The following is a 13,118-nucleotide window of genomic DNA, read 5'->3' as shown; positions in this document are numbered from 1 at the left end:
TTCCGATGCGCTGGAGACCTGATGCCGCTCGTTGACCTGGACGACCCGGAGGAGTTGCGCGCCCGCTGGTGCGCACTCGCCGCAGTCGCCCATGCCACCGGGTTCGACCGGCGGTGGTACGCCGACGAGTCGGGGTACCACCACCAGGACGAGACCGCGTCCATCCTGCGCATGGTCCGGCTCGAGGGCGGGCGGTCGGTGCTGTTCGGGTTCCACACCCAGCACAGCCGGACCGCCGGGTCGGACCTGCTCGCGGGCTCGCCGGACTGGATCGGGCAGCCGGACGTGCGGCGGCTGATCTCACGGGGCGAGTTGGGCTTCGTGTACGGCGCCTTCAACGGCACGTGGGCGCGGGCGTCGTACCAGGGGGATCCGTGGCAGCCGGTCGACGACGGGTTCGCGCCGATCGGGCAGTGGATCACGTCGGACGAGGAAGCCGCCGGCGAGATGATCGAGTGGGTCGCCGAGTGGGCCGACTACCTCGGCGGGCTGGACGAGTTGGTGCCGTTCGGGGTGCAGCTGATCCGGGCGGCCGGAGCCGGGGACATCACCGTTGACGTGCTGGGGGAGTTCTTCGACCGGTTCGGGATTGACCCGCGGTCGCCAGTGCAGCCGGACCTGCCGGCCGGCGTGGTCGCGGCGCAGGATTTCAGCCTGAACGTTGCGGTCCCGGAACTTTTGGCTGACGAACCTGACACAGCCGAGGTCTCGGTCGTTGAAGATGTCGTGACTGGAGCATCCGAGGGTCCGGAGGACGAGGAGTCGTACGTCGTCCCGCCCGGCATCAGCCCGTTCACCGGCCAGCCGATAGACGAGGCGGTCAACGCGGCGCCTTACCCGGAGCCCTACGCGGCGTCTGCTGCTGAGCCTGCGGTTGAGCCTGCTGGGGAGCCTCAGGTGGCGTCTTATGCGCAGACGCCGTACCGGGCGGAGCCGCCGGCTCGCAGTGACGACTACGGCGTGGTCGAGAAGAAGCAAGGCTGGCTGCGGCGCCGGAAGCACGACGACGCCCCGGAGCCTGAGCCCTCGGTTGATGCGTTCCCGGGTGGTCCTGCGCCGGGCACGTACCTGCCCGACGGCGAGATGGGCGGGGGTCTGCCGTACGGCGCACTGCCTTCGTCGGAGCCGCCGCGTGTCGGCGGTGGGGTGCACGAGGGGGAGGACTTCTACGCGAGCCTGTTCGCCGACGCTCCGGCCGCGGCGGCGTACCAGCAAGACGCGCCGTCTGCCGAGGAGCAGGACTGGGAAACCGCCGAACAACCGGAGTGGTCTGACCAGGACGCCACCAGCGAGTACAACCCGTTCGACGACGACACCGCAGACGTCGTGCCCGCGGTCGACTCACCCGCAACCCCGGACCGCGAATGGGTAGGCGGCGCCTGGATCAACGGCGAATGGGTCGAAGACCCCGCCTCCTACCACCCCGCCCCAGCCGACCCCCACCCCGACCACCACGCCGTCCGGCCAGAACACCCCGACCCCCAGTCCTTCCCGGCCGAGCCCCAGTCGCTCGCGGCCGACCGCCAGCCGTTCCCGGCTGACCCCGAGTCGTTCCAGGCCGAGCGCCAGCCGTTCCCGCCCGAGGCCCAGTCGTCCCAGGGCGAGGCCCAGGCGTTCCAGAGCGAGGCTCAGGCGTTCCAGGCCGAGCGCCAGCCGTTCCGGCCCGAGGCCCAGTCGTTCGCGGCCGAGTCATCCGTCGACCAGGCCGGCGCCGCCTCCTCCGCGCCGGACGCCGATTTCGAGGACGCCGACTTCGCGGACGACGACGCCCCGACCGCCGAGATCGCCGCCGTGCTCGACCCCGAGTCCGCCGACGAACCCGACGAAGAAGACGAGCCCTCATCGTTCACCGGCCCGTCCCCGTTCGCTCCCTTCGCTCAACCAGAAGCCCAGCAGCCGCCACCCGCACCTCCCACCACCCGACCTGCTGAGCCTGCCCCTCGCCCCGACCACTTTCCGTCTCGCGTCGAGGAACCAGCCGCTCGTTTCGACGAGCCCGCCGCTCGGCCCCACCAGCGGCACGGTGGAGTCGACGAGCGCCCAGCACCCCTTCAAGAGCCCGCCGCCAGGTTCGACCGGAGCCCTGCCGGGGCCGAGGGCCCAGCGCACCTTGAGGAGTCCGCGGCTCGATTCGACCAACCTCGCGCTCTCGCCGAGGAGCGAGCCGCTCGCTTCGGCGATCCCGCCGGCGGGCCGGCCAACCTGCCCGGTAGGCGTGACGACCCGGCTGCCCAGTTCGATGCCCCCGCCGCTCGCCTCGACACCGCTCGGCCCTACCAGTCCCATGGCGGAGTCGAGGAGCGCCTGGCCCACCTCGAAGAGTCGACCGCCCGCCTCGACCAGCGCCCCGCCGGGTCCGACGAACACCCAAGACACCCCCAGGAGCCCGCGGCCCGCTTCGACCAGCCGCCGCCCCTCCGCCGTAGAGACAACCCCGCTGCCGAGCCCTCGGTGCAGTTCAACACCGCAGCAGCCGCGCGGGAAGCGCAGGACGACGAGACAGCGGCCGAGTCCGGAGCGCCTGCCGGGCGGTTCCACGAGTCAGCGGCTGAGTCCGCCGCGACTGCCGGGCGGTTCCACGAGTCGGCGGCTGAGTCCGCCGCGACTGCCGGGCGGTTCCATGACTTAGCGGCCGAGACCGCCGCACAGTTCGATGACGCTGAGGACGACCTCACTGCGGAGATCCCCGTGGTGTCGGACGAGGCACCGGTGGCAGGTGCCGAGCAGGGCCGATCGGAGCGGGGTGCACCGGAGCAGAGCGCACCGCAGCAGGGCGCACCGGAGCAGAGCGCACCGGAGCAGAGCGCACCGGAGCAGGGCGCACCGGAGCAGGGCGCACCGGAGCAGGGCGCAGCGGAGCAGGGTGCAGCGGAGCAGGGTGCAGCGGAGCAGGGTGCAGCGGAGCAGGGTGCAGCGGAGCAGGGTGCAGCGGAATCTGCGGCGCCTGCGCTGCGGTTCAGCGTGCCGGTGGATCCGGACGCCGAGGAGGACGAGGTCTTCGGTACTGCTCCGGCGGCTAAAGCTCAGGTTGAGCCTCACCCTCAACCTCAGCCCTGGCCGCAACCCCGCCCCGAGCCTTGGCCCCAACCCGAGCCGCACCCGGCCCCCTGGCCCCAGCCCGACCCGCACCGCCCCGAGCCCGCGCCGGGCCCCGACCCGTACCCACAGCCGGGACCCGAGCCCGAGCCCACCCCGGGCCCGATGCCCGGCCCGGACCCCGGGCCGTGGCCCGAGCCCGAGCCGAGCCCTCAACCCACCCCAGAGCCCACTCCGGAGCCGGAGCCCGAGCCATGGCCGGAACCCGAGCCACAGCCGGCGCCACACCCCGAGCCCGAGCCAAACCCCTGGCCGGAGCCTGAGCCGTCCCCACAGCCAGACCCGATGCCTCGCCCCGAGCCCACTTCGCACGCGGCCCGGTACGACGCCCCGGCGCACCCCGGCCCACAGGCGGACGACGAGACCGGCTACGACTCCCCAGGACACCCGGACGGGCAGGAAGAGGACGAGTTCGGGTACGACGCCCCGGGCCGTCCCACCGTGGAGCACGCAGCCCAGTTTGAGGACCCGAGTCGCTCCGGCACGTCCGTGGAGCACGCGGCCGAGTTCGAGGACCCGAGCCGCTTCGCGACGTCCGTGGAGCACGCGGCTGGGCTCGAGGAACAGGGGCGGTACGAGTCCTATGACGAGCGTGCGGCTCGGTTTGCAGCGGATGCTGACGACGATGAGCCGACCAGCTTCATTCCTGTGGTGGATGGGGAGTCGGAGAGTCACCCAGGACCTGTGAACCTGTCGGCGGCCGCAGATGTTGCCGCGGCGGTGCGGATGTCCATCCCTGGGTTGGGGCTGGTCGGAACCGACGGGCCGCGGATCGAGGCGGCGCCGGGGTCGATCGAGGAGGCTATGCGGGCCGAGGTCGAGCGTCCGAGGCCGCGACCGCAGGAGTCCGACGCTTTCAAGGCTCTGCACGCGTGGTGCCGGGCCCGGACCGCGATGGTGCCGTCCGGGTTCACCATCCAGGTCCAGGTGCTTGATCCCGCCGCTCCGTCGTACCGGTTCGATCTGGAGCCGCCGGACGTGGACGACCCGGAGTTCGGGGCCGACAAGCTCAGCGGCCTGCTCGGCGACCTCTGGATCAGCGAGGCGGCAGCCGACCAGGGCGGCTGGCTGTTCGCCCGGATCGACGCAGCCGGTCGGACGTTGCGGATTGACCGGTGGTACGACCGGGTGCCCGACTGGTGGGACAACCCGGTGGAGCCGCGGCTCGACGTACACGGTCTGGTCCGGCGACTGCACGACCGCGGTCCCGAGTGGCAGCCGTCGTACCTGGAGAGGCTGTACACGACCGCGAGATAGCGTTGTCCGCATGCTTCTCAGGATCTTCACCGAACCCCAGCAAGGTGCCTCGTACGACGACCAGCTCGCGGTGGCACGCAAAGCCGAAGAGAACGGGTTCGACGCGTTCTTCCGATCGGACCACTACCTGGTGATGGGCGACCACGACGGTCTGCCCGGACCCACCGACGCGTGGGTCACGCTGGCCGGGCTGGCGCGTGAGACCAAGCGGATCAAGCTCGGCACGCTCGTCAGTTCCGCGACGTTCCGCAACCCGGGCGTGCTTGCGATCACCGTCGCGCAGGTCGACCAAATGAGCGGCGGCCGCGCGGAGCTCGGGCTCGGGGCCGGCTGGTTCGAGGCCGAGCACAAGGCGTACGGGCTGGACTTCCCGGACACGCCCGGCCGGTTCGACCTGCTCACCGAGCAGTTGGAGCTGATCACCGGGCTGTGGGACACGCCGGTGGGGGAGAAGTACAACTTCGACGGCACGCACTACCAGCTGACCGACTCCCCGGCGCTGCCGAAGCCGGTCCAGCAGCCGCACCCGCCGATCATCGTCGGCGGCGCGGGTAAGAAGCGTACGCCGTCCCTCGCCGCACAGCACGCGGCCGAGTTCAACGCCGGCTTCCGCTCGGTCGAGGAGACCGAGACCCTGTTCAAGCGCGTCCGGGCCGCCTGCGACGCGATCGACCGCGACCCCGACACGCTGGCCCTGTCCACTGCCCACACCGTCGTGGTCGGCAAGGACGATGCGCAGGTCAAGCAACGCGCCGCCGCCATCGGCCGCGACGTTGAAGAGCTCAAGTCCGGCGCCATTGCCGGCACCCCCGCCGAGGTGGTCGACCGCCTCGGTCAGTTCGCCGCCGTCGGCTCCACCCGCCAGTACGTCCAGATCATGGACCTCCAAGACCTCGACCACCTCGACCTCATCGCCGCCGAAGTCCTCCCGCAGGTGTCGTAGTAAGGCTTCAAGTCGGAACAACCCGGAACAACCCCCGACGTTATTCTGAGTTAGACTGCATAAGTCGGAATATCTCCGACGTTGTTCCGACTTGAGGGCAGCACGGTGGAGTTCGAGCAGACCGGCCGAGCGGATTCAGGACAGACCTCCCCGGCGGAGGTCGATCCGGCCTGGCCGGCGCACGTCCCTGAGGTGCGACCGTGGCGTCAGCGCAGCCGTGGCGGTACGGCGGCGGACCGCATGCTCAGCGAGGTGGTTGCGATGCGACCACCGCTGATCGGGCACCGCGACGTACGACTGAGTCCTGAGCTCGTGGGGGCGATGGAAGCGTGTGTGCTCGAGATCGCCGCGCTCGATCACTCGCACGGTGCCGAGCTCGCGGCGCTGGAGACGCTCCTGCTGCGGACCGAGTCGGTGGCCTCATCGAAGATCGAGCACATCGATGCTTCGGTCGATGACTTCGCCCGGGCGCTGCACGGCATCAAGTCGAATCCCTCGGCGACGTCGATGGCCGCGTCCACGGCCGCGCTGGCCGCGCTGATCCGTTCTGTCGACGAGGGTGGCGACATCGAGACCGCGATGGTCCAGACGGCCCACCTCGCCTTGATGGTCGACGACCCGCACGAGCATGCGTACGCCGGCCGCTTCCGCGACATGCAGAACTGGATCGGTGGCAGCGACCACTCACCACGCAACGCTGTCTACGTGCCGCCGCCACCGGGGACCGTGGACGAGTACATGGCCGACCTGGTCGTCTTTGCCAACCGGACCGATCTGCCGGTCCTCGCCCAGGCGGCGGTCGTGCACGCCCAGTTCGAGTCCGTGCACCCGTTCACCGATGGCAACGGCCGCATCGGTCGTGCGCTCATCAACACCGTGTTGCGTCGTCGCGGAGCGACCCGGCGTGTGGTCGTCCCGCTGGCCTCTGCGCTCGTGGCACGACGCGACGACTACTTCGACGTACTGGGTGCGTATCGGGAGGGTCGGATCGAGCCGATCATCCGATCGTTCACCGCGGCATCCACGGTCGCCGCGCGCGAGTCTCGGGTGACCGCGGCCCGGATCGCCGAGTTGCAGTCGACGTGGCAGCAGAAGGTCGGATCCCGGCGAGGCAGTGCGGCGTCCCGCTTGCTGGACGGCCTGATCGCTGCGCCGATCTTCTCGGCGAGCGAGGCCGAGGAGGCGATCGGTGGTGCGACCAGCAGTGTGTACGCCGGTATCGAGCGACTGCACGAGGCCGGAGTGATCCGTCCGCTGACGAACCGGACCAGGAATCAGGTCTGGGGAGCGGCCGATCTGCTGGACGAACTGGACGACCTCGCGGCCCGGATCGCGGCCGCCGCGCGGTGACTGCCGGACCCGTGGCGTTTGTCCACAGGTCGTCGATTGGGGTGCTGGGGTGACTCGATGTCGTGTATCTTGATGTCGAGAGAGTTTGTGGGTGCGGGTTAGGGGAACCTGACCTCGCGGCCGGGCCGGGCGCTCGGCAGGATGGGCACAGCGGAACAGGACCGGATAGAGGAGCAGGTTGATGGCGAGCGTCGACAGCTTCGGTGCCAAGGGTGCACTCGAGGTCAGCGGACAGTCGTACGAGATCTTCAGGTTGGCGGGTATCGAGGGAGCGGAGACGCTGCCCTACTCGCTCAAGGTGCTGCTGGAGAACCTGCTGCGCACCGAGGACGGTGCGAACATCACCGCCGAGCACATCACCAAGCTCGGCAACTGGGACCCGAACGCGGCGCCCGACACCGAGATCCAGTTCACCCCGGCCCGGGTGATCATGCAGGACTTCACCGGTGTGCCGTGTGTCGTCGACCTGGCCACCATGCGCGAAGCCGTCGCCGAGTTGGGTGGCGACCCGACCAAGATCAACCCGCTGGCGCCGGCCGAGCTGGTCATCGACCACTCGGTCATCACCGACGTGTTCGGACGGCAGGATGCGTTCGAGCGCAACGTCGAGTTCGAGTACCAGCGCAACGGCGAGCGGTACCAGTTCCTCCGCTGGGGCCAGACCGCCTTCGACGACTTCAAGGTCGTTCCGCCCGGCACCGGCATCGTGCACCAGGTGAACATCGAGCACCTGGCCCGGACGGTCATGGTTCGCGACGGCGTGGCGTACCCGGACACCTGCGTGGGCACGGACAGCCACACCACGATGGTCAATGGTCTGGGTGTGCTGGGCTGGGGCGTCGGCGGCATCGAAGCCGAGGCGGCCATGCTCGGCCAGCCGGTGTCGATGCTGATCCCCAAGGTGGTCGGCTTCAAGCTGAGCGGCTCGGTCCCGGCCGGTGCCACCGCGACCGACGTGGTGCTGACCATCACCCAGCAGCTGCGCAAGCACGGTGTGGTCGGCAAGTTCGTCGAGTTCTACGGCGAGGGCGTGGCGGCGGTGCCGCTGGCCAACCGCGCCACCATCGGCAACATGAGCCCGGAGTTCGGCTCCACCTGCGCGATCTTCCCGATCGACGACGTCACGCTGGAGTACCTGCGGCTCACCGGCCGGTCCGACGCCGACGTCGCGCTGGTCGAGGCGTACGCCCGGGAGCAGGGCATGTGGCACGACGTGTCGGTCGAGCCGCGCTTCTCGGAGTACCTCGAGCTGGACCTGTCCACCGTCGTACCGTCGATCGCTGGTCCGAAGCGGCCGCAGGACCGCGTCGCGCTGTCGGAGTCGAAGGAGGCGTTCCGGGGTGAGCTGACCGACTACGCCACCGAGGAACTGGACGTCGACCCGTCGGAGATCGGCAGCTTCCCGGCCAGCGACGCGCCGAACGGCCACGGGAACGTGAATGACGAGCCGCACGTGCCGCACGGCGCCAATGGCCGGCCGTCGAAGAAGACGATGATCAGCCTGAACGGCCAGGAGGTCGAGCTCGACCACGGCCACGTCGTGATCGCCAGTATCACCTCCTGCACCAACACCTCGAACCCGTCGGTGATGCTCGCCGCCGCACTGCTGGCGAAGAACGCCGTCGACAAGGGCCTGTCCTCGAAGCCCTGGGTGAAGACCTCGCTCGCGCCCGGCTCGAAGGTGGTCACGGACTACTACGACAAGGCCGGCGTCACGCCGTACCTGGAGAAGCTCGGCTTCCACCTGGTCGGTTATGGCTGCACCACCTGCATCGGCAACTCGGGCCCGCTGCCCGAGGAGGTCTCGGCCGGCGTCCAGGAAGCCGACCTGGCGGTCGTGTCGGTGCTGTCCGGCAACCGCAACTTCGAGGGCCGGATCAACCCGGACGTGAAGATGAACTACCTCGCCTCCCCGCCGCTGGTGATCGCCTACGCGCTGGCCGGGACGATGGACTTCGACTTCGAGACCGATGCCCTGGGCAAGGACACCGACGGCAACGACGTGTTCCTGAAGGACATCTGGCCGGCCGCCGACGAGGTCGAGAAGGTGATCGCCTCCTCGATCAACAAGGAGATGTTCACCAAGGACTACGCCGACGTGTTCGCCGGTGACGAGCGCTGGCGGTCGCTGCCGACGCCGGAAGGCAAGACGTTCGCCTGGGACGCGGAGTCGACGTACGTGCGCAAGCCTCCGTACTTCGACGGGATGGCGAAGGACCCGTCGCCGGTCACCGACATCGCCGGTGCCCGGGTGCTGGCCAAACTGGGCGACTCGGTCACCACCGACCACATCTCCCCGGCCGGTTCGATCAAGGCCGACAGCCCGGCCGGCAAGTACCTGGCCGAGCACGGGGTCGAGCGCAAGGACTTCAACTCGTACGGTTCCCGCCGCGGCAACCACGAGGTGATGATCCGGGGCACGTTCGCCAACATCCGGCTGCGCAACCAGATCGCGCCCGGCACCGAGGGCGGCTTCACCCGCGACTTCACCAAGGACGACGGGCCGGTCACCTCGATCTACGAGGCCGCCGAGTCGTACGCCGAGGCCGGTACGCCGCTGGTGATCCTGGCCGGCAAGGAGTACGGCTCGGGTTCGTCGCGTGACTGGGCGGCCAAGGGTACGGCGTTGCTCGGCGCGAAGGCCGTGATCACCGAGTCCTTCGAGCGCATCCACCGGTCGAACCTGATCGGCATGGGCGTGCTGCCGCTGCAGTACCCGGAGGGCGAGAACGCGGAGTCGCTCGGCCTGACCGGTGAGGAGACCTTCGACATCACCGGCGTTACCGAGCTGAACGACGGGACCATCCCGCGCACAGTCCACGTCAAGGTGACCGCGCCCGACGGGTCGGAGAAGGAGTTCGACGCGGTGGTCCGGATCGACACCCCCGGCGAGGCCGACTACTACCGCAACGGCGGCATCCTGCAGTACGTACTCCGCTCCCTGATCGCCAGCTGACACCAACGAGTACGGCGTACCCCGGCCTTCAACCGGAGTACGCCGTACTCGTCTGTGAACTACTTGCAGCCGGGGCCGGTCACGTGGTCGGGCGTCCTCGGGTGAGCCCACCCGCCGCAGGGCGTAACCGAGCAGTTGGCGGAAATGACTGTCGAAGAGCTCACGAAAGCGCACTTCGCGATCCGCAACCGCGCGACCGAGACTGTGCTCTCGCCTTCGATCACGCGGACTCGCAGATGCAGAGTTGTAGCGGCGTATCCACGGCAAATGGTCGACCGGACCAGTCGCCGAAGCGCTCGACGAGCCGAAGGCCGCCGAGCGAGACGAGCAGCGGCAGCTCCTGCGGGAAGATGCTCCTGATTTCGAGCGGTGCGACGACGAAGTCGGGCTCGGAGTCAGTCGAGAGGTACCACGTCCCGCGGGTAACTTGCGCGGGCGCGTCGTAGATCTCAGCGACATCGACGCTGACGTTGCCACGGTCAGGGTCGATGAACGACAACGACTCCCGGGTGCGCCGCACGCCATCGGCTTCGGCAAGGAGGCGCACGCTCGGGTTGAATACATCGAAGACGAACCGTGCTCCGGGTGCCAGGTGTCTTCGAACCGACCGGAAGCAGCTCACCAGATCCTCAGCCTCCTGCAGATGCAGGAGGGAATTGGCTGTGATGAACACGAAGTCGAAGGTGCGGTCCAGATCGAAGGCCCGCATGTCGCCCTGCATCCATTCCACCGCTACACCGCGCTCGTTCGCCTTACGCTGAGCCTCAGCCAGCATGTCTGACGAGAAGTCCAGGCCGACGCACGGATGCCCGTCGGACGCGATGGGGATCAGCTTGTGCCCGGTGCCGCACCCGAGTTCCAATACGCGCCCGCCTTGCCGATCGGCGTCGGCCCGGTAGAAGTCGACTGCGGGCCCGCCGCCCGGGAACATCAGGTCGTACAGCCTCGCGTGCGAGTAGAACGCTTGACTCATCAAGCGCATCCTCCTTTCCGGCTCATCCGCAGTTGGCCGTGGTGGCCGGCTGATTCAAGCGTGTGCGCCGCCGGCGTGTCTGCCGGTGGCCGCGTAGCAGGATACGGGCCTGGTATTGCTCGTGCCGGGTCAGCCGGGACTGTCGGTGGGGCGGGGTTTACTGATCCCGTGACCGATCGGCAGCCACCGCGCGAGATCGTCCTCGAGTCGTGTGCGAAGCACGGCAAGGATGCGGTGATCGATTTCGCGATCGCCGTACTGACCGGCGAGGTGAGTGCGGAGGTGGCGTTCACCACGGAGGTCGAGAAGCTGAAATGGCTGGTCGGCCCGATCGTCGGGGGATGGGCCAAGCTCGATCCGGTCAACTTCTACTGGGCCCGCGTCTGGGCGGCCCGGATCTTCCTCTACGTCTGGCGCGAGGATGCGGTCGATGCACTCGGCAGAGCCGCCGACGACCCGGCCTGGCGCGTTCGCGAGCACGTCGCCCGCGTCACCGCGCAACGCGAGCTCGGCCAACTCGTCGACGCGCTGCTCCCGGGCCTGACCTACGAGCTGCCCCGAGTCCGTGCCACCACCGCCCGAGCCGTCGGAGCCGCCGGAGAGGCTGAGCACGCCGAGGCCTTGCTGGACCTCCTCGACGACCCCGACCACACCGTCCGCGCCGCCGCCGAGAAGGCCCTCGACCGGTTGGAAACCCGCCTCGACCGCAGCTTCCGCTGAGGTGGCCGCCGCCGCAGCCAGTTGTGTCATCCATTGGCCATCTGGATGTCAGCCGCCGCACATCAGTAACGGGAACGGTCGGGCGCATGGAGACTTCCCGTAGATCCGTCCTGAAAGCCGGTCTGGCTTCCACTGCGGCCGTCGCCGGCCTGACCACCGTCCTGAGCACTCCGACCACCGCCGCGGCCACGCCAATCCGGCAGAACCCGTTCACTCTCGGCATCGCCAGCGGCGACCCGTGGCCCGACGGGTTCGTGCTGTGGACCCGCCTCGCTGTCGACCCGGTCGCACCGGACGGCCTCGGCGGCATGCCGAGTCGCGCGTACGCCGTCCAGTGGCAAGTCGCCACCGACTCGCACTTCCATCACGTCGTACGCGCCGGTGTCGCCGTCGCCCGGCCGGAGCACGCGCACGCGATCCACGTCACCGTGCAGGGGCTGCAGCCCGGCCGCGAGTACTACTACCGCTTCCGCGCCGAGGGCCACGTGTCCCGCACCGGCCGGACTCTGACCGCACCCGCCCGAGGCACCACGCCGCGCGAGCTGTCGATGTCGTTCGTCTCGTGCTCCCAGTTCGAGCACGGCTGGTTCACGGCGTACCGGCGGCTGGCCGAGGACCACCCGGACCTGGTGCTCCACCTCGGCGACTACCAGTACGAGTACACGAAGGGCGCGTACGTCGCTCCGGGTGGAAACGTCCGCGATCACGACGGACCGGAGACCACCGACCTGGCGTCGTACCGGCAGCGGCACGCGCAGTACAAGACCGACGCCGACCTGCAGGCGGCCCACGCGGTCGCGCCGTGGCTGGTGGTCTGGGACGACCACGAGCTCGACAACAACTGGGCGAACGAGACACCGGAGAAGCCCGAGGACGGCTTCCTCGCCCGCCGCGCGGCTGCGTTCCAGGCGTACTACGAGAACATGCCGCTGCGCGCGTCGTCGAAGCCGCGGGGGATCGACCTGCAGCTGTTCCGGCGGGTCAAGTGGGGTGAGCTGGCAACGTTCCACATGCTCGACACCCGGCAGTACCGTGACGACCAGGGCTGCGGCGACGGCTACAAGGACTGCCCGGCCGCGGTCGACCCGAAGCGCTCGATCACCGGCGAGCGGCAGGAGAAGTGGCTGATCGACGGCTTCCGGCGTTCGGAGGCACGGTGGGACATCATCGGTCAGCAGGTGTTCTTCGCCCAGCGAGACAACAACTCGGGGCCGCTGAAGGTGACCTCGATGGACTCGTGGGACGGGTACGTCGCCTCCCGCGACCGGATCACCCGTGGCTGGGTCGACGCGCGCGTGCGCAACCCCGTCGTACTCACCGGTGACGTGCACGCGCACTGGGCCGCGGACCTGAAGCTGGACTACGACGACCCGACGTCGCGGACGGTGGGGTCGGAGCTGGTCTGCTCGTCGATCACCAGCGGCGGCGACGGCGCGGACTCGGCGACCGGCTCGCACCCGTGGTTCGAGTGGAACCCGCACCTGCGGTTCCAGAACAACCTCCGCGGTTACGTGAACACCACGATCACCCGCCAGTCCCTGGTCGCCGACTTCCGCACCGTCCGCAAGGTGCAGACGAAGGACGCCGAGGTCTTCACCCGCTCGCAGTTCACCATCGAGGACCGCAAGCCCGGGCTCAACCTGACCGCCGACACCCCGCCGGCCGCAGCGGCAGCGCGCACACTCGCCGCCGCCGACGACACCGTCGCGTGGGAGACCGCCCGTCCGTAGCTGATAGACCCTGAACGGCATTTCCCTCGATTGACGCGGTGACAGCGTGTGCGTGGGAGGTGTCAACGTGGAGCACGCGCAGCGCAGCGAGCA

General features: G+C 69.3%; 7 protein-coding genes. 6 read left to right on the top strand and 1 reads right to left on the bottom strand.

Features of this window, described 5'->3' with window-relative positions; genetic code table 11:
* Positions 1–21: 21 nt before the first annotated feature.
* From EV652_RS25710 to acnA, 4 genes are all read left to right on the top strand, one after another.
* Entirely contained in the window at positions 22–4,353 is a 4,332-nt protein-coding gene (locus EV652_RS25710; RefSeq protein WP_132211807.1) for a hypothetical protein, read from the top strand.
* 10 nt (positions 4,354–4,363) lie between these two features.
* Positions 4,364–5,296, top strand: coding sequence for an LLM class F420-dependent oxidoreductase (locus EV652_RS25705; RefSeq protein ID WP_132211806.1), 933 nt, complete (start codon positions 4,364–4,366; stop codon positions 5,294–5,296).
* 105 nt (positions 5,297–5,401) lie between these two features.
* Entirely contained in the window at positions 5,402–6,646 is a 1,245-nt protein-coding gene (locus EV652_RS25700) for a Fic family protein (RefSeq protein WP_242002001.1), read from the top strand.
* Positions 6,647–6,827: 181 nt separating this feature from the next.
* A complete protein-coding gene (gene acnA, locus EV652_RS25695; RefSeq protein WP_132211805.1) occupies positions 6,828–9,602 on the top strand; it encodes an aconitate hydratase AcnA in 2,775 nt (924 codons plus the stop codon).
* Positions 9,603–9,822: 220 nt separating this feature from the next.
* Here the strand turns inward: acnA and EV652_RS25690 are convergent, their stop codons facing one another.
* Positions 9,823–10,584 (bottom strand): class I SAM-dependent methyltransferase, encoded by a 762-nt coding sequence (locus EV652_RS25690; RefSeq protein ID WP_242002000.1) that lies wholly within the window; start codon positions 10,582–10,584, stop codon positions 9,823–9,825.
* A 159-nt stretch (positions 10,585–10,743) separates the two neighbouring features.
* On the opposite strand from EV652_RS25690, the gene EV652_RS45430 reads away from it, so the two are divergent.
* Together EV652_RS45430 and EV652_RS25680 are read left to right on the top strand one after the other, a co-directional pair.
* On the top strand, positions 10,744–11,295 hold the full coding sequence (locus EV652_RS45430; protein ID WP_132211803.1) for a HEAT repeat domain-containing protein: 552 nt from the start codon (positions 10,744–10,746) through the stop codon (positions 11,293–11,295).
* A gap of 86 nt (positions 11,296–11,381) precedes the next feature.
* Positions 11,382–13,025, top strand: a complete 1,644-nt coding sequence (locus EV652_RS25680) for an alkaline phosphatase D family protein (protein ID WP_132211802.1) — start codon at positions 11,382–11,384, stop codon at positions 13,023–13,025.
* Positions 13,026–13,118 lie beyond the last annotated feature (93 nt).

This window comes from Kribbella steppae, assembly GCF_004342025.1.
GTDB classification, from domain to species: Bacteria; Actinomycetota; Actinomycetes; order Propionibacteriales; family Kribbellaceae; genus Kribbella; species Kribbella steppae.
Note: the sequence above shows the minus strand (reverse complement) of the source record. Positions and strands in the feature narration are given on the sequence as shown.

Excerpts from the sequence above, each read along its gene's own strand:
- EV652_RS25710 (WP_132211807.1), top strand. The coding sequence starts at position 22 with ATGCCGCTCGTTGACCTGGACGACCCGGAGGAGTTGCGCGCCCGCTGG.
- EV652_RS25705 (WP_132211806.1), top strand. The coding sequence starts at position 4,364 with ATGCTTCTCAGGATCTTCACCGAACCCCAGCAAGGTGCCTCGTACGAC.
- acnA (WP_132211805.1), top strand. The coding sequence starts at position 6,828 with ATGGCGAGCGTCGACAGCTTCGGTGCCAAGGGTGCACTCGAGGTCAGC.
- EV652_RS25690 (WP_242002000.1), bottom strand. The coding sequence starts at position 10,584 with ATGCGCTTGATGAGTCAAGCGTTCTACTCGCACGCGAGGCTGTACGAC.
- EV652_RS25680 (WP_132211802.1), top strand. The coding sequence starts at position 11,382 with ATGGAGACTTCCCGTAGATCCGTCCTGAAAGCCGGTCTGGCTTCCACT.